The following is a 16,907-nucleotide window of genomic DNA, read 5'->3' on the forward strand; positions in this document are numbered from 1 at the left end:
CCCGATTCGTGCGAGACGACCCCATGACTTACTGCGTAGGCATCAAACTCAACGCCGGCCTGGTGTTCCTGTCCGACTCGCGCACGAACGCGGGCGTGGACCACATCAGCACCTTCCGCAAGATGATCGTCTACGAGCAGCCCGGCGACCGCGTCATGGTGCTGCTGTCGGCCGGCAACCTGAGCATCTCGCAGTCGGTGCGCGAAATCCTCCAGATCGAGGAACTGCGCGAGATGCAGGAAGACGGCGAACCGGGCCCGCCCATCACCATCTGGAACGCCAGGAGCATGTTCGATGCCGCGCGCGTGCTCGGCGCGGCGGTGCGCCATGTGTACGACCGCGACGCCGAAGCGCTCAAGCACGCCGGCCTGGACTTCAACGTGTCCTTCATCTTCGGCGGCCAGGTCCAGGGCGAAGGCATGCGCCTGTTCCTGGTCTATTCGGCCGGCAACTTCATCGAGGCGACCAACGAGACGCCTTATTTCCAGGTCGGCGAATCGAAGTACGGCAAGCCGGTGCTCGACCGCGTGCTCACGCCCGACACGCCGCTGGACGAAGCTGCCAAGTGCGCGCTGGTGTCGATGGATTCCACGATGAAGTCGAACCTCTCGGTCGGCCTGCCGCTGGACCTGGTGGTGTACGAGGCGAACCGGCTGGAGACCGACAAGATCGTCTGCCTGGACGCCAACAACCCGTACTACCAGATGATGCACAACAGCTGGGGCCAGAAACTGCGCGAGGTGTTCGACAGCATCGAGGACCCGGTCTGGGACGGCAGCGAAAGCGCCCACCCGCTGATGATGCCGGCCGCGCGCCACAGCCCGCTGCGCAAGATCTCGACGCCGGACGAGAAGCTGATCTAGGGGCTGGGACCCGGGTGACCCTGCCGCCAGTCGTCTTCTCGCACGGGAACAGCTTTCCGGCGAGCACCTATCGCGTCATGCTCGACAGCCTGCGCGACCGCGGGCTCGACGTGCACGCCATCGAGAAGCTGGGGCACGACCCCAAATACCCCGTCACCAACAACTGGCCCCACCTGGTCGAGCAGCTCGCGGACTTCACGCGGGGCCTGGTGAAGCAGGCCGGCCAGCCGGCCTTTCTGGTGGGCCATTCGCTCGGCGGCTTTCTCAGCCTGATGTGCGCCGCACGCCACCCGATGCTCGCGCGCGGCGTCGTGATGATCGACTCGCCCCTCGTGGGCGGCTGGCGCGCCAACACGCTCGGCCTGGTCAAGCGCACGCCCCTGCTGAAATCGATGTCGCCCGGCGCCGTGAGCCGCAAGCGGCGCACCGTCTGGGACGACCGCGAGGCGGCCTTCGAGCATTTCCGCGCCAAGCGCGCCTTCGCGCGCTGGGACCAGCGGGTGCTGCGCGACTACGTGGACTACGGCATGCGCGAATCGCCGGGCGCCCTGACGCTGAGCTTCGACCGCGACGTGGAGACCGCCATCTACGACACGCTGCCGCACAACCTCGGCGCGCTGCTGCGCGCCAACCCCCTGCACTGCCGCGTCGCCTTCATCGGCGGGCGCCAGTCCGTCGAGCTGCGCCGCGTCGGCCTCGCGATGACCGAGCGCGTCACGCGTGGGCGCATGGCGATGCTCGACGGCACGCACCTGTTCCCGATGGAAAAGCCGATCGCGACGGCGGCAGCGGTGGAGGCGGCGCTGCGCAACCTGCTGTGAGTGCAGCGGACCGGCGTCAGGTGATCACTCCGCCCAGACCACCATCCCCGTCCACGCCGTCGCCAGCACCACGATGCCGAACACGATGCGGTAGTAGGCGAAGGGCACGAAGGTGTGCGTGCTGATGTACCTCAACAGCCAGCGCACGCAGAGCCAGGCGCTCAGGAACGAGAACACCAGCCCGACCGCGAAGAGCGGGATGTCGGCCGCCGACAGCAGCGCGCGCTCCTTGTAGAGGCTGTACACGCCGGCGCCGATCAGCGTCGGGATGGCCAGGAAGAAGGAGAAGTCGGTGGCGGCCTTGCGGCTCAGGCCGAGCAGCATGCCGCCGATGATGGTGGAGCCGCTGCGGCTGGTGCCGGGGATCATCGCGAAGCACTGCACCAGGCCGACCTTGAGCGCGTCCCACGGCGTCATGTCGTCGACGTTCTCGATGCGGATGGAGCCGGGCGGCCGCTTTTCGGCCCACAGGATGATGAAGCCGCCGATGATGAAGGTGGTGGCGACCACGACCGGCGTGAACAGGTGTTCCTTGATCGCCTTGCCGAACAGCAGGCCGAGCACCACGGCGGGCAGGAAGCCGATCAGCACGTTGAGCGCCAGCCGACGGGCCTTGGCCTGGCGCGGCAGCGCGACCACGGTCGAGTGGATCTTCTGCCAGTAGACCAGGATCACCGCGAAGATCGCGCCGGTCTGGATCGCGATGTCGAACACCTTGGCCTTCGCGTCGTCGAAGCCCAGCAGCGAACCGGCGAGGATGAGGTGGCCCGTCGACGAGATCGGCAGGAACTCGGTCAGCCCCTCGACGATGCCCATGACCGCGGCCTTGGCCAGCAAAACGATATCCACGCGTGCTCCTTTGAAAGAGCCTGGATTATCGCGATCGCGTGCGTCAGGTGAGGTTCAGACTGCGCGTGCTTGTGGCGCTACGCCAGCCGCGCGCGCAGCGCCCGCACGGCGCTGTCGACGGTGGTCAGCACCGGCAGGCCGGTCGCGGCCTCGCAGGCCGCGCGTGCGCGCGCCATGCTGAACTGCGCCAGCGCGATGCGCTCGCAGCCCCGCGCCTTCAGGGCCACGGCCTGTTCGGCGATCAGGGCGTCGTGCGTGGGGCCGTCGCCGCGGTTCAAGGCATCGAGCGCGCCCGCAGCCAGGGCGGTCTCGAGCACGATGCCTTCGGGGAATTCCGGCGGCATGGACGCCAGCGTCGGCGCGAAGGTCGAGATCAGCCCCAGCACGCCGCGGCCGACGGCCGCCTCGGCGATCATGGCCTCGTTGGGCTTGAGCACCGGCATCGCCGCATGGCGCCGCGCCACCGCCTCGATGCACGGCCCGAAGGCCGAGCAGGTGAAGAGGATGCCCTGGGCGCCGGTGTCGACCGCGTATTGCGCCAGCCGCTGGAAGCGCTCGTGCATCGCCGCGTCCAGCCCCTGCCCCGGCCCCTGCGCGTTCCGCGCGAGGTCGGCGGACAGGCTGTCGTCCAGCAGGTTCATGCGCTGCGCCTGCGGCCAGTCGCGCACGAAGGCGGCGTTGATCGGGTCGACGGAATGGGCGAGTGCGTGGATCAGGGCGATGCGGGTCATGCGGTGTTCACGGAGCTGGGCGAGGAGGGCAATGATCGTCTGCATGCATTGTCAGCGCGGCGCTTGCCAGCCGCCGCCCAGACCCTGGATCAACCCCACGGCCGCCGTCTGCCGATTGACCTGCAGCTGCAGCACCGTGCGCCGCGCGCTCAGCGCCGAGGCCTGTGCCGTGACCACCTCGGTGTAGCTCACCTGGCCCGCCCGGTAGCGGTTGAGGATCTGCTGCTCGGTGCGGTCCGCGGCGGCCGAGGCTTCGCGGCGCAAGGCCTCCTGCGCGGCCAGGCTGGCGGTGGCGGTGAGCTGGTCTTCGACGCCCTGGAAGGCGGTCAGCACGGTCTGCCGATAACTCGCCACCGAAGCGTCGTACGAGGCCTTGGCCGCATCCACCTGCGCGCCGATGGCGCCCGCGTCGAACAGCACCTGCGCCGCCGAGAGGCCGATCGACCACAGCGTGTTCGAGGCGCTGAACAGGTCCGACACGCGGCTGGCCGAACGCCCGAGCGATGCGCTCAGGCTGAAGCTCGGGTAATACGCCGAGCGCGCGATGCCGATCTGCGCATTGGCCTTGGCCACGGCCCGCTCGGCCGCTGCGATGTCGGGCCGGCGTTGCAGCAGCGTCGACGGCACGCCCAGGGGCACCGCGGGCACGACGGGTGTCCACGCCGTCTCGACCGGCAGCTGGAAGTCGGCCGGCGCAACGCCGATCAGCACCGCGATGGCATGCTCGTAGGTGTCGCGCGTGCGCTGCAGCGCGACGCGGTCGGCACGCGTGTTGACCAGCTGCGTCTGCGCCTGCAGCACGTCGCTCTGCGCGGCGATGCCGGCCTCGTAGCGGTTGCGCGTGATGGCGTAGGCGCGCTCGTAGCCTTCGAGCGTCTCGGCCAGCAACGCGAGTTCGGCATCGGCCTCGCGCAGCGAGAAGTAGTTGGATGCGAGCTCGCCCTGCGCCGACAGGCGCGCCGCGGCCAGGTCGGCCTCGCTCGCCTGTGCCTGGGCCTGCGCGCTGCTGACGTTCTCGCGCAGCTTTCCCCACAGGTCGGGCGCCCAGTCCGCCCCCAGTGTCGCGCTGGCGCTGCCGCGCGCATCGCCGGCGCCGCGGGTGCCACTGCGCTGGGCGCTGCCCGACAGCGACACCGTCGGGAACAGCGACGCCCGTGCCTCGCGCACCAGCGCCTGGGCCTGCGCGTAGTTCGCCACCGCGATCGCGATGTTCTGGTTGGACACCTGCACGCGCTCGACCAGGGCATTGAGCCCCGCGTCACCGAAGAGCTGCCACCACGGGCCGCGCTCGAAGGCATCGGCCGGCGCGGCCGGCAGCCAGCCCTCGGCGGCGGGCGCCTCCTTCCAGGCGCCGGGCGACACCACGACCGGGCGCTCGTACGCCGGCCCCACCGCGCAGGCGGTGAGCGAGCCGGCGGCGGCCAGCGCCATCAGGGTGGGCAGGAAGGACGATCGGGAACGCATGGCTTGTTTCTTCATGTCAGCGGCTCGAGTCGTGGGAGTCGGGGGATACCGCGGAACCGGCTTTGCCGGGCCGCTGGTATCGCCCCCTTGAGGGGGAGGCGCCGCAGGCGCTTCGGGGGTGGGTCATATCACTCTGGCAAGGTGTTTTTCGTTCGGCGCGGGGCGGCGCAGCTTGTCCATCAGCACGTAGACCACCGGCGTCGTCAGCAGCGTGAGCAGCTGGCTGGCGATCAGCCCGCCGACGATGGCCACGCCCAGCGGCTGGCGCAACTCGGCACCTTGCCCGAAGCCGATGGCCAGCGGCAGCGCACCGAGGATGGCCGCCAGCGTGGTCATCAGGATCGGGCGGAAGCGCAGCATGCAGGCCTCGCGCACCGCCTCGGTCGCCGAAAGCCCGCGCGAGCGCTCGGCCTCCAGCGCGAAGTCGATGATCATGATGGCGTTCTTCTTCACGATGCCGATCAGCAGGAAGAGCCCGATCAACGCGATGATCGACAGCTCCATGCGGAACAGCAGCAGCGCCAGCACCGCGCCCACGCCGGCCGAGGGCAGCGTGGTCAGCACCGTGATCGGGTGGATCAGGCTTTCGTACAGGATGCCCAGCACGATGTAGATCACGACGATGGCCGCGACGATCAGCAGCATCTGCTGCGCGTTGGACTGCTCCGCCGCGCGCGCCGTGCCCGAGAAGCTGCCGCGCACGTTGACCGGCATGGCGATGTCGTTCTCGGCCTGCTTGACCAGGCGCTGGCCTTCGGCCAGGGTCACGCCGTCGGCCAGGCTGAACGACACGGTGCTCGAGAGCTCGGTGTCCTCATGGCTGATGGAGCTGGGCACCGCGCGCTCGCTCAGCTTCGCGAAGGCGGCCAGTGGCACCATGTTGGTCGTGCTCGACGCCAGGGCCTGGCCGGCCGACGAGTTGCGCGCACCGGGGTTGGCCGAGGTGGTGGTCGAGGTGCCGGTGGCCGCGTCGGTGGTGTTCTGTACCGAACTCACCGCGGTGGCGCCGCTCGCGGTCGTCGTCGTGGTGAGCGTCGAGGGCACGTACAGGTCCTTCAGCACGGTCGGCGCGGGCTGGAAGCGCGGCGCCCACTCCATGATCACCGAGTACTGGTTGAGGTCGTTGTAGATGGTCGCCACCGAGCGCTGACCGTAGGCGTTGTAGAGCGCGTTGTCGACCGCGCTCGACGTCACGCCCAGCCGCGTCGCCGCATCGCGGTCGACCTCAACGAAGGTCTCGACGCCGTTGTCCGACGATTCGCCGTCGACGTCGGTCAGCTGCGGAATTTCCTTGAGCCGCTCGGCCAGCTTGTTCGACCAGGTGCGCAGGTCGCTCAGGCTGTCGCTCTTGAGGGTGTACTGGTAGGCCGAGTTGCTCTGCCGACCGCCCATGCGCAGGTCCTGCACCGGACCGAGGAACACGCGCAGCCCGGTCAGCTGGTTGAGCTTGGGGCGCAGCCGGTCGATCACCGCCTGGGTCTTGACCTTGCGCTCGGCCAGCGGCTTGAGGTTGACGAACATGAAGCCGCCACCCGCGCGAGAGCCGCCCGCGAAGCCCACCACCGTGTCGACCGCCGGGTCGGCATGGATGATGTCGACCGCCTCCTTCAGCTTGGCGGTGAGCGCCACCGACGAGATGCTCTGGTCGGCGCGCAGGCCGGCGTTGAGCTGCCCGTTGTCCTGCTGCGGGAAATAGCCCTTGGGCACGGCGATGAAGAGGTACACGTTGAGCGCGATCACGGCCACAAGGACCGCCATCACGACCAGCTTGGCCGACAGCGCCCAGTCGAGGCTGTGGCCGTACACGCGCAGGCTCCACTGCCACAGGCGCTCGGTCCAGCGCATGAAGGGCCCGCTGATGCGGCCCGGCCGCTTGCGCGCGTAGTAGCTCTCGGCGCGCAGCAACATTGCGCACATCATCGGCGTGGTGGTGAGCGAAATCACCAGCGAGATCAGGACCGAGGCCGACAGCGTGACCGCGAACTCGCGAAACAACCGCCCCACCTGCCCGCCCATGAACAGCAGCGGGATGAACACCGCCACCAGCGACAGGCTGATCGACAGCACCGTGAAGCCGACCTCGCGCGCCCCGCGCAGCGCCGCCGACACGCGGTCCATGCCGTTCTCGATGTGGCGCTGCGTGTTCTCGAGCACCACGATGGCGTCGTCGACCACGAAGCCGGTGGCGACGGTCAGCGCCATCAGGCTCAGGTTGTTGAGCGAGAAGCCCAGCAGGTGCATCACGCCGAAGGTGCCCAGCAGCGACACCACGGTCGCCACCGCCGGGATGATGGTGGCGCGCGCGCGGCGCAGGAAGACACCGACCACCAGCACCACGAGCACCACCGACATCACCAGCGTCAGCTCGACCTCGTGCAGCGACGAGCGGATGGAGTTGGTGCGGTCGGACGCGACCTGCACGTCGATGTCGGCCGGCAGCTGCGCGCGCAGTTCGGGGATGAGCTGGCGCACACCGTCCACCGTCTCGATGATGTTGGCGCCCGGCTGCTGCGTGACCAGCACGATCACCGCCGGCTGGCCGTTGAACAGGCCCACCGTGCGCGTGTTCTCGACGCTGTCGATCACTTCGGCCACGTCGCGCAGCCGCACGGCGGCACCGTTGCGCCAGGCGATGACGAGGTCTCGGTAGTCCGCCGCGCGCAGGCCCGGCGCCGGCGTGTAGACCTGCAGCCGCCGGTCGTCGCTCTCGATCGTGCCCTTGGGGCGGTTGGCATTGTTGGCCTGGATGGCGGCGCGCACGTCTTCGGTGCTGATGCCCAGGCGGTTGAGCGAGAACGGCTCCAGCTCGATGCGCACCGCCGGCAGCGAGCCGCCGCCGATCTCCACGTCGCCCACGCCTTCGACCTGCGACAGGCGCTGGCTCACGATGTTCGACACCGCGTCGTAGATCTGCCCCGGGGTACGCGTCTTCGAGGTGAGCGTGAGGATGATCACCGGCGCGGCCGTCGGGTTGACCTTGCGGTAGGTCGGGTTGCTGCGCAGCGTCGACGGCAGGTCGGCGCGCGCCGCGTTGATGGCCGCCTGCACCTCGCGTGCGGCCGAGTCGATGTTGCGGCTGAGGTCGAACTGCAGCGTGACCCGCGCGGAGCCGTTGGAACTGTTCGACGTGAGCTCGTTGACCCCCGGTATCACGCCCAGCCGCCGTTCCAGCGGCGTGGCCACGCTCGACGCCATGGTGCTCGGGCTCGCGCCAGGCAGGCTGGCCGACACCGAGATCGTCGGGAAGTCGACCTGCGGCAGGGGCGACACCGGCAGCACGAAGAAGGCCATGATGCCGGCCAGCGCGATGCCGATCGTCAGCAGGACGGTCGCGATCGGACGCTCGACGAAGAGCTTCGACAGGTTCATGGCGCCTCGGCCACGGCTTCGGGGTCGTCCCCTTCACGGCGGCGCGAGAAGCGGCGCCCCACGCGGTCGAAGGCCAGGTAGATCACCGGCGTGGTGAACAGCGTGAGCATCTGGCTGAGCACCAGCCCGCCGAAGATCGCCAGGCCCAGCGGCCGGCGCAGCTCAGCGCCCTCGCCCCAGCCCAGCATCAGCGGCACCGCAGCGAAGAGCGCGGCCAGCGTGGTCATCAGGATCGGGCGGAAGCGCAGCAGCGCAGCCTGGTGGATCGCCTCCTGCGGCGACTTGCCCTGACGCCGCTCGGCGTCGATCGCGAAGTCGATCATCATGATCGCGTTCTTCTTCACGATGCCGATCAGCAGGATGATGCCGATGATGCCGATCACACCCAGGTCGTTGCCGGTGACCATCAGCGCCAGCAGCGCGCCGACACCGGCCGAGGGCAGCGTCGACAGGATCGTGAGCGGGTGCACGTAGCTTTCGTACAGCACGCCCAGCACGATGTACACGCAGATCACTGCCGCGAGGATGAGCCACAGCTGGTTGGCCAGCGACTTCTCGTAGGCGCCCGCGGCACCCAGGAAGTTCATCGTGATGCTCGATGGCAGGCCGATCTCCCGCGCCGCCGCGCGGATGGCCGAGACCGACTTGCCCAGCGCCACGCCCGGCGCCGTGTCGAAGCCGACGGTGGCGGCCGGGTACTGCGCCACGCGCGTGACCTGCAGCGGCGCGAGCTGCTCGCGCACCGTCGCGAAGGACGACAGCGGCGTGGCCGTGCCGGCGCCGGTGCGCAGCTGCAGCGTGCCCAGGCCCTGGATCGATGCGAGCCCTTCGCGCTGCGCTTCGAGGATCACGCGGTACTGGTTGGTCTCGGTGAAGATGGTCGAGACGATGCGCTGGCCGAAGGCGCTGTAGAGCGCATCGTCGACCGAGCTGGCCGTGACCGACAGGCGCGACGCGGTGTTGCGGTCGATGTCGACATAGGCGGCCAGGCCCTGCGCGCCGGCATCGGTGGTCGCGTTGCGCACCAGCGGCTCCTTCGCGAGGCGCTCGACCAGCTTCTTGGCCCAGCCGTTGACGGCGGCCGTGTCGACGCCTTCGAGCGACACGCGGAACTCGGTGGGGCCGGTCTCGGCGTCGATGGTCAGGTCCTGCGTGGGCTGCAGGTAGAGCTTGGCACCGGCCACGTCGCGGCTGACACGCTCGCTCAGCCGCGTCATGATGGCCTGCTGGTCGCCACGGCCTTCGCGCAGGTTGACCAGCACGCTGCCGGTGTTGAGCGTGGTGTTGTTCGCCGCGTCGACGCCCACCACCGAACTCACGCTGCGCACCTCGGGGTCGCGCAGGATGGCGTTGGCGGCCGCCTGCTGGATCTCGGCCATGCGCAGGTACGACACGTCCTGCGACGCCTCGATGCGGCCCTTGAGCTGACCGGTGTCCTGCGTCGGGAACAGGCCCTTGGGGATGGCGATGTAGAGGAGCACCGTGAGGGCCATCGTGGCCACGGCGACGATCAGCGTCAGCGGCTGGTGGCGCAGCACCCATTGCAGCCAGACGTCGTAGCGCGCGATCACGCGGTCGAAGAAGCGCTGCACGGCGTGGCCGAAGCGGCCGCCCTGCGCCGCCTCGGGCTTGAGCCAGCGCGCCGACATCATCGGCACCAGCGTGAGCGAGACGACCGCCGAGATCAGGATGGTGATCGCCAGCGTGACCGCGAACTCGCGGAACAGCCGGCCCACCACGTCGCTCATGAAGAGCAGCGGGATCAGCACGGCGATGAGCGAGACCGTCAGCGAGATGATGGTGAAGCCGATCTGCGTCGCGCCCTTGAGCGCGGCGGCGAAGGGCTTCTCGCCCTCTTCCAGATAGCGCGCGATGTTCTCGATCATCACGATCGCATCGTCGACGACGAAGCCGGTCGCGATGGTCAGCGCCATCAGGCTCAGGTTGTTGAGCGAATAACCCAGCAGGTACATCAGCCCGCAGCTGCCGATGAGCGAGATCGGCACCGCAATGCTGGCGATGACCGTGGCGCGGATGTTGTGCAGGAAGAAGAAGATCACCAGCACGACCAGCACGACGGCCAGGATGAGTTCGAGCTGCACATGATGAACCGACGCGCGGATGCCGGTGGTGCGGTCCGACAGGATTTCCACGCGCACGGAACCGGGCAGCGAGGCCTGCAGCTCGGGCAGCTGCTTGCGGATGGCATCGACCGTCGCGATCACGTTGGCGCCCGGCTGGCGCTGCACGTTGAGGATCACCGCAGGACGCAGGGTTCCCTCGGAATTCGCCTCGTCGCCCTTCAGTGCCGCCCACGCGCCGAGCTGCGTGTTCTCGGCGCCGTCGACCACGCGCGCCACATCGGTCATGCGCACCGGCGCGCCGTTCTTCCAGGCGACGATCAGGTTCTTGTAGTCGGCCGCGGTGACCAGCTGGTCGTTCGCGTTGATGGTGTACGAGCGCTTCGGGCCGTCGAAGCTGCCCTTGGCGCTGTTGGCATTGGCCGCGGTGATGGCGCTGCGCAGCGTGTCCAGGCCGATGCCGACGGAGGCGAGCGCGTTGGTGTCGGCCTGGATGCGCACCGCCGGCCGCTGCCCACCCGAGAGCGTGACCAGACCGACCCCGGTGACCTGACTCATCTTCTGCGCGAGCCGCGTGTTCACCAGGTTCTGCACCTCGGTGAGCGGCATCGTGTCGGAGCTGACCGCCAGCGTGAGGATGGGCGAATCGGCCGGGTTGACCTTGGCGTAGACCGGCGGCGCCGGCAGGTCGGCCGGCAGGAGGGAGCTGCCCGCGTTGATGGCCGCCTGCACCTGCTGCTCGGCCACATCCAGCGTCTCGGTCAGGTCGAATTGCAACGTGACGATCGACACACCGGCGGCGCTGGTCGAGCTCATGCGGTTGAGCCCGGACATCTGTCCGAACTGGCGCTCCAGCGGCGCGGTGACGGTACGGCTCATCACCTCAGGGCTGCCGCCCGGGTAGAGCGTCTGCACCTGGATGGTCGGGTAGTCGACCTGCGGCAGGGCGGCCAGCGGCAGGAAGCGCAGGCCGACCAGGCCGGCCAGCACGATGGCGAGCATCAGCAGCCCGGTGGCGACCGGGCGCTCGATGAAGGGACGGGAGGGGCTCACGCGTGGCGCCTCCGCTCAGGGGGGCGGCCCGCCGCCTTCGCGACGGCGACGCTCGCCCTGCGGACCCGACCCGGGGCGACGTGGGCCTGACGCACCGGCGCGCGGGGCAGCGGCCGGGCGTTCGCCTTGCAGCTGCACGCGCGAGCCTTCGCTCAAGCGGTCGCCGCCTTCGGTCACGACCAGCTCGCCGGCCTTCAGGCCGTCGGTGATCGCGACCACGTCGACCGTCGATTCGCCGCGCTTGACCTGGCGCATCTGCACCGTGCGGTCTTCGCCGATCACGTAGACGTACGGCCCCTTCGGGCCGGTGCGCACCGCCGTCACCGGCACCACGATGGTGTTGAGCATGCGCAGCGTGAGGCGCACATTGACGAACTGGCTGGGGAAGAGCGTCGCGGCGACGTTCTCGAAGCGGGCCTTGGCCTTGACCGTGCCGGTGGTCGTGTCGACCACGTTGTCCAGCGTGGAGAAGGTGCCGAGGTCGAGCGTGGTGCTGCGCGTGCGGTCGAAGGCGGCCACCGCCAGCGGCTTGCCCTGGGCGAGCTGCTGCTGGATCTCCGGCACACGGTCCTGCGGCACCGAGAACTGCACGTCGATGGGGTTCATCTGCGTGATGACGGCGATGCCGGTGGTCGAATTGGCGGCCACCGTGTTGCCCTGGTCGACCCCGCGCAGGCCGATGCGGCCGGTGATGGGCGCCGTGATGCGGGTGAAGTCGAGGTTCACGCGGGCCGCGGCTTCCGAGGCCTTGTCGGTGATGACGGTGCCTTCGAGCTGCTTGACGAGTGCGGCCTGCGTGTCGACGTCCTGCCGGGCGATCGAGTCCTGCCCGAGCAGCGTGCGGTAGCGCGACAGCGTGACGCGCGCCGCCTCGAGCTGCGCCTCGTCGCGCACCCGCGTGCCTTGCGCCTGCATCAGCGCCTGCTCATACGGGCGGGCATCGATGCGTGCGAGAAGCTGGCCCTTCTTCACCATCTGCCCTTCGGTGAAGAGCACGTCGGTCAGCACGCCGCCGACCTGCGCCTTGAGCGTGATGGTCGCCAGCGGCGTCACGGTGCCCAGTGCGTCGAGCGTGATCGGCAACTCGGCCTGTCGCGCCGCCGCGTGACCCACCGTGACCATGCCGGCGCCGAAGGCACCAGGGCCGCCCGGACCACCAAACCCACCGGCGCCTTCAACCGGAGGACGCTTGATGAGGTACCAGCTGCCACCCGCCAACACAGCGACGACGAGTACCGCGACCAGGGTGCCGATCCATCGGCGCCGACGTCGGGGGGGCGGCTCTGACAATGACGAGGATCCGGCGGGAGGCGTGGCAGGTGGGGTGGGATGGTCCATGAGAGCGAGGGGCGGCACAAGTCTGGTGCGAGTAGAGCCCGGCATCGTAGCTGGCAACCCTCACGCACCGTAAAGGCGGCGTAAAGGCGCGTGGACACAGCCCCAAAGAACAGCGACACGAGGCGCCGCCGAACCGACGACGGCGACCTTCATCCCCGCGCAACTGCGCGCGTCATCCGGCCCGCGTTCTGCGTCGACGTGTGGCGCCGGCACATTCACCACAGCGCCCGTAGAGCGTCAGTTCATGGTGCGCCACCTCGAAGCCCTTGGGCGCCAGCCGGTCGAGGTCTCCCGGGCACTCGTGCACGTCGAAGACTCTCTTGCAGTCATTGCACTGGAAGTGATGGTGGTGCCCATGGTGCACGGGTTCGAAGCGCGCGCTTTCGCCCGGCAGCACCACAGAGGCGATCTCCTCTGCTTCCAGCAATTGCTTGAGGTTGCGATACACCGTGGCGATGCCCAGACCCGGCACTTCAGCCTGGGCGGCGTCGCAGATCTCGGCGGGCGACAGCGGCCGGCCGGCCGCTTCGATGACGGCACGGATGGCTGATCGTTGTCGCGTGGAGCGTTCCATGGGGCGCGGCGAGGTTGGCAATGGCAAGACTTCCATTGTCACATGCTACGATATTGATAATTCATTATCATTAGAACCGGGGCGGCTCTGCCCCGCCGATCCCGACAACCCACGGCCCCCCCCCATGAAACAGCCCCTGCTCCCCGTCACCGTGCTCTCCGGCTTTCTCGGCGCCGGCAAGACCACGCTGCTCAACCATGTGCTGCGCAACCGCGAGGGCCGGCGCGTGGCCGTCATCGTCAACGACATGAGCGAGGTCAACATCGACGCGTCGATCGTCGGCCGTGAGGGCCAGCTCTCCCGCACCGAGGAAAATCAAGGCGCTGAACCCGAAGGCGCGGGTGGTCGAGAGCATCCGCGGCGAGGTGCCGCTGTCGAACATCTTCGACACCGGGCTCTTCGATCTGGAGGAGGCCTATGGGATGCCGGGCTGGGTTCAGGAACTCGAAGGCAAGCACACGCCCGAGAGCGAGGCCTACGGGCTGCACAGCTTCGTCTACCGCGCTCGTGCGCCGTTCCATCCCCAGCGCCTGCACGACTTCCTGCAGAACCCCGTCACCGGGCTGATCCGCAGCAAGGGCTACTTCTGGCTGGCGTCGCGGCCCGAGTGGGTGGGAAGCCTGTCCGGCGCCGGCAAGCTGATGAACGTGGAGCCGGTGGGCATGTGGTGGGCGGCCTCGCCGAAGTCGCAGTGGCCGCGAGACGTCGCGCTGCGCCACGAGATCGAAGCACGCTGGCAGGAGCCCTGGGGCGACCGCCACCAGGAGATCGTGTTCATCGGCGACAGGCACCTGGACGAGACAGCGGTGCGCAAGATGCTCGATGCCTGCCAACTGAACTTCACCGAAACCCGCAAGGGGATGGCGCACTGGCGCGAACTGCAGGACCCGTTTCCGCAATGGTCGCGCACGGCGGAGGTGATCGAGGCCTGACGGCCACGGACGAATCCGCATCGACCGGCGCATTCATCGCGGCCCGTCGCAGGCGCGTCAACGGCCGGAAGCCAACGCCGCGGCAATGGCCCGGGCATTGAAGGCGAAGAGCTTGAAATAGGTGTCGGCTTCGGTCCCCGGTGGCGAGAGTGCATCGGAATAGAGGTGGCCACCCACCTTGACGCCGGCCTCCGATGCGATCTGCTCGACCAGGCGCGGGTTCGAGATGTTTTCCATGAAGACCGCACTCACCTCTCGCGCACGAATCTGGCGAATCAGACGGGCGACCGTTGCGGAAGAAGGTTCGGCCTCGGTGTTGATGCCCTGCGGTGACAGCAGCTCGATGCCGTAGGCCGCACCGAAATAGCCAAAGGCGTCGTGCGAGGTCAGTATCCGGCGCCGAGCTTTCGCAATGGCATCGAACCGGCCGCGCACTTCGGCATCCAGCGTCTGCAGCCGATCCGTATACGCCTGGGCACGCCGCTCGAGATCGGCGGCCTGTGCCGGCCGGGCACGGGCAAAGGCGTCGCGCAGGTTGGCCACGTAGCGCATGGCATTGCGCAGGTCCTGCCATGCGTGGGGGTCCTCGCCATGGCCATGGCCGGCCTCGCCGCGGCGCGGGGTGACGCCCGCGCTGGCCACGACCATGGCGCCGCGATAGCCGGCGGATTTCACCAGCCGGTCGATCCAGCCCTCGAAGCCCAGGCCATTGACCACCACCAGGTCGGCGCCCGCCACGCGCCGGGCATCGGCTGGCGTGGGCTGGAAGACATGCGCATCGGCGTTGGGGCCCACCAGCGCCTGTACCTCGACATCGGGCCCACCGACTTCACGCGCCATGTCGGCGAGGATCGAAAAGCTGGCCACCACGCGCAGCGGTGGCGTTGCCGGGGTCGGCTGTGCCTGCACGCGCGATACGGCGCCCAGCGAAGGCAGGACGGTGAGCAGGGCCAGGATCGAGCGGCGTCGGAGGGTCATGGTGGTCATTGGTGTCGTTGGAGGGAAGTTGAAGGAGCGCGCTCAGGCGGGTGTTCGGTGCGCACGCCGCAGCCTTTGCCACAGCAATCCTTCGCGCGACCCTGCAACCAGAGACACGAGATAGATGCCACCGGCCACGAGCACGATGGCCGGCCCCGAGGGCCACTGCGCGTGATAGGACAGCAGCAGCCCGGCCGCCCCGGAGAATGCGGCGATCACGGCCGCGACGGCGGCGAGGCTCCATACCTGGGCGGCCCAGAAGCGGGCCGCCACGGCCGGCAGCATCATCAGGCCCACCGACATCAACGTCCCCATGGCCTGGAAGCCGGCCACCAGGTTAGCGACCGTCAGGACCAGCATCGCACCGTGGACGGCACGCCCCGGCCCGCCGACGCTGCGCAGGAAGCCGGGGTCCACGCATTCGGCGACCAATGGCCGGTAGATCGCGGCCAGCACCAGCAGGGTCACGCTGCTCACCGAACACATGAGAATCAGCGCCGTATCGTCCACCGCGAGGATGGTGCCAAAGAGCAGGTGCATCAGATCCACCGCACCACCACGCAGCGAGACCAGCAGCACCCCCAACGCCAGCGCGATGAGGTAGAAGGCGGCAAAGCTCGCATCCTCGCGCTGCGCCGTGGCGCGCGAAACCCACCCGGCGGCCAGCGCCACCAGCACCGCCGCACTGAAACTCCCCAGACTCATGGCGGTGAGGGATGGCCCCGCGATCAGAAAACCCAGCGCGGCGCCGGGCAGCAACGCATGGCCCGTGGCGTCGCCGACCAGGCTCATGCGGCGCAGCACCAGCAGCGTGCCCATCGGCGCGCTGCCCAACGCCAAGGCCAATGCGGCCACGAGCGCGCGGCGCATGAACCCGAAGTCGGCGAAAGGCTGCACGAGCAGATCATTCAGGCTCATGCGACGGACTCCTGCGCAGAGGAAACCTCGGGCGACGCGACCTCGTCCCACGACTCGCTCAGCTGCCGGGCACGCAGCAGGTGCTCGGGCTGCAGCACGCCTCCTGTCGGCCCCCAGGCCACACAGCGCCGCGCCAGCAGCAGTGCCTGGTCGAAGTGCTGGCGCACCTGCGCCATGTCGTGCAGCACCGCGATCACCGTGCGCCCTTCGGTGTGCCAGCGCCGGATCACGGCCAGCAGATCGGCGGTGGTTCGCGCGTCGACGCCGCTGAACGGCTCGTCCAGCAGGATCACGGGCGCGTCCTGCAGGAGCACACGGGCGAAGAGCACGCGCTGAAACTGGCCGACCGACAACGCGCCGATGGCACGCCGCTCGAAACCGGTCAGTCCTACCGTGTGCAACGCGCCGTGGATCTCGTTGCGCTGCGCCGCAGTCAGCCCGCGCAGACTGCCGCAGCAGGACCAGAGGCCCAGCCCCGCCAAGTCCATCACATGGATCGGAAAGCTGCGATCGATCTCCGACTGCTGGGGCAGCCAGGCGATGCGGCCTGCACAGGCGGCGTCGATGTCCACCCTGCCCGAAGCGGGTATCAACCGCCCGGCGATCGCAGACAGGAGCGTCGTCTTGCCCGCGCCGTTCGGACCGACGATGGCGGTCAGCGAGCCATGTGCAAATGCGCCCTCGACGGCATGGACCGCAGGATGTCCGCGATAGGCGATCGTCAGATCACGGAGGTGGATGGCAGCGCAGGAAGAGGCCGGACTCATGTGCCGAGCGCCCAACTGGCGGCCAGCCACAGCAGCGCGCACAGCGCCAGCGCAGCAAGAAGGCGCTGGCCTGCCTGCATGAGCAGGAAGCTGGCATGGCCTATGACATGCCGGCACCCGGCGACGAACACGCGTTGAACAATCACCCACTAATGATAATTCAATATCA

13 protein-coding genes and 1 pseudogene are annotated in these 16,907 nt (G+C 68.8%); 3 read left to right on the forward strand and 11 right to left on the reverse strand.

Annotated elements, in window-relative coordinates; translation table 11 throughout:
* Positions 1-23 precede the first annotated feature (23 nt).
* The gene (locus N8A90_RS20835; protein ID WP_262076988.1) at positions 24-863 is read left to right on the forward strand and encodes a proteasome-type protease; all 840 of its coding nucleotides are present in this window, start codon (positions 24-26) and stop codon (positions 861-863) included.
* Positions 864-877: 14 nt separating this feature from the next.
* Entirely contained in the window at positions 878-1,684 is an 807-nt protein-coding gene (locus N8A90_RS20840) for an alpha/beta hydrolase (RefSeq protein WP_262076990.1), read from the forward strand.
* Between the two features lie 24 nt (positions 1,685-1,708).
* On the opposite strand, the gene N8A90_RS20845 is transcribed toward N8A90_RS20840, so the two are convergent.
* The 7 genes from N8A90_RS20845 to N8A90_RS20875 form a co-directional block, all read right to left on the reverse strand.
* Positions 1,709-2,533: an undecaprenyl-diphosphate phosphatase gene (locus N8A90_RS20845; RefSeq protein ID WP_262076992.1), complete on the reverse strand. Its 825-nt coding sequence runs from the start codon at positions 2,531-2,533 to the stop codon at positions 1,709-1,711.
* Positions 2,534-2,610: 77 nt separating this feature from the next.
* Positions 2,611-3,264 carry an aspartate/glutamate racemase family protein gene (locus N8A90_RS20850; protein ID WP_262076994.1) on the reverse strand — a complete coding sequence of 218 codons (654 nt, stop codon included), beginning with the start codon at positions 3,262-3,264 and terminating at the stop codon, positions 2,611-2,613.
* A 51-nt stretch (positions 3,265-3,315) separates the two neighbouring features.
* Positions 3,316-4,743 carry an efflux transporter outer membrane subunit gene (locus N8A90_RS20855; protein WP_410087720.1) on the reverse strand — a complete coding sequence of 476 codons (1,428 nt, stop codon included), beginning with the start codon at positions 4,741-4,743 and terminating at the stop codon, positions 3,316-3,318.
* A 108-nt stretch (positions 4,744-4,851) separates the two neighbouring features.
* On the reverse strand, positions 4,852-8,097 hold the full coding sequence (locus N8A90_RS20860; RefSeq protein WP_262076996.1) for an efflux RND transporter permease subunit: 3,246 nt from the start codon (positions 8,095-8,097) through the stop codon (positions 4,852-4,854).
* Complete coding sequence (locus N8A90_RS20865) at positions 8,094-11,231, reverse strand: efflux RND transporter permease subunit (RefSeq protein ID WP_262076998.1); 3,138 nt, start codon at positions 11,229-11,231, stop codon at positions 8,094-8,096. The genes N8A90_RS20860 and N8A90_RS20865 overlap by 4 nt, the downstream gene beginning before the upstream one ends.
* A 15-nt stretch (positions 11,232-11,246) precedes the next feature.
* Positions 11,247-12,353: an efflux RND transporter periplasmic adaptor subunit gene (locus tag N8A90_RS20870; protein ID WP_316044027.1), complete on the reverse strand. Its 1,107-nt coding sequence runs from the start codon at positions 12,351-12,353 to the stop codon at positions 11,247-11,249.
* 388 nt (positions 12,354-12,741) lie between these two features.
* Complete coding sequence (locus tag N8A90_RS20875) at positions 12,742-13,143, reverse strand: Fur family transcriptional regulator (RefSeq protein WP_262077002.1); 402 nt, start codon at positions 13,141-13,143, stop codon at positions 12,742-12,744.
* A 124-nt stretch (positions 13,144-13,267) separates the two neighbouring features.
* Between N8A90_RS20875 and N8A90_RS20880 the strand changes: the two are divergent.
* Positions 13,268-14,075, forward strand: a pseudogene (locus N8A90_RS20880) (GTP-binding protein).
* A gap of 57 nt (positions 14,076-14,132) precedes the next feature.
* On the opposite strand, the gene N8A90_RS20885 reads toward N8A90_RS20880, so the two are convergent.
* Genes N8A90_RS20885 through N8A90_RS20900 form a run of 4 tightly spaced genes read right to left on the reverse strand, consistent with a single transcriptional unit; the run spans position 14,133 to position 16,884 of the window.
* The gene (locus N8A90_RS20885; RefSeq protein WP_262077004.1) at positions 14,133-15,062 is read right to left on the reverse strand and encodes a metal ABC transporter substrate-binding protein; all 930 of its coding nucleotides are present in this window, start codon (positions 15,060-15,062) and stop codon (positions 14,133-14,135) included.
* Positions 15,063-15,095: 33 nt separating this feature from the next.
* A complete protein-coding gene (locus N8A90_RS20890; RefSeq protein WP_262077007.1) occupies positions 15,096-15,971 on the reverse strand; it encodes a metal ABC transporter permease in 876 nt (291 codons plus the stop codon).
* Positions 15,968-16,738 (reverse strand): metal ABC transporter ATP-binding protein, encoded by a 771-nt coding sequence (locus N8A90_RS20895; protein ID WP_262077009.1) that lies wholly within the window; start codon positions 16,736-16,738, stop codon positions 15,968-15,970. The genes N8A90_RS20890 and N8A90_RS20895 overlap by 4 nt, the downstream gene beginning before the upstream one ends.
* Positions 16,735-16,884, reverse strand: coding sequence for a hypothetical protein (locus N8A90_RS20900; RefSeq protein WP_262077010.1), 150 nt, complete (start codon positions 16,882-16,884; stop codon positions 16,735-16,737). The genes N8A90_RS20895 and N8A90_RS20900 overlap by 4 nt, the downstream gene beginning before the upstream one ends.
* Between the last annotated feature and the right edge of the window lie 23 nt (positions 16,885-16,907).

The sequence above is a fragment of the Variovorax sp. N23 genome (genome assembly GCF_025486315.1).
Lineage (GTDB): Bacteria > Pseudomonadota > Gammaproteobacteria > Burkholderiales > Burkholderiaceae_C > Variovorax.

Coding starts and splice junctions, on each gene's coding strand:
- N8A90_RS20835 (WP_262076988.1), top strand. CDS start 24: ATGACTTACTGCGTAGGCATCAAACTCAACGCCGGCCTGGTGTTCCTG.
- N8A90_RS20850 (WP_262076994.1), bottom strand. CDS start 3,264: ATGACCCGCATCGCCCTGATCCACGCACTCGCCCATTCCGTCGACCCG.
- N8A90_RS20855 (WP_410087720.1), bottom strand. CDS start 4,743: ATGAAGAAACAAGCCATGCGTTCCCGATCGTCCTTCCTGCCCACCCTG.
- N8A90_RS20860 (WP_262076996.1), bottom strand. CDS start 8,097: ATGAACCTGTCGAAGCTCTTCGTCGAGCGTCCGATCGCGACCGTCCTG.
- N8A90_RS20870 (WP_316044027.1), bottom strand. CDS start 12,353: ATGGTCACGGTGGGTCACGCGGCGGCGCGACAGGCCGAGTTGCCGATC.
- N8A90_RS20875 (WP_262077002.1), bottom strand. CDS start 13,143: ATGGAACGCTCCACGCGACAACGATCAGCCATCCGTGCCGTCATCGAA.
- N8A90_RS20885 (WP_262077004.1), bottom strand. CDS start 15,062: ATGACCACCATGACCCTCCGACGCCGCTCGATCCTGGCCCTGCTCACC.
- N8A90_RS20890 (WP_262077007.1), bottom strand. CDS start 15,971: ATGAGCCTGAATGATCTGCTCGTGCAGCCTTTCGCCGACTTCGGGTTC.
- N8A90_RS20895 (WP_262077009.1), bottom strand. CDS start 16,738: ATGAGTCCGGCCTCTTCCTGCGCTGCCATCCACCTCCGTGATCTGACG.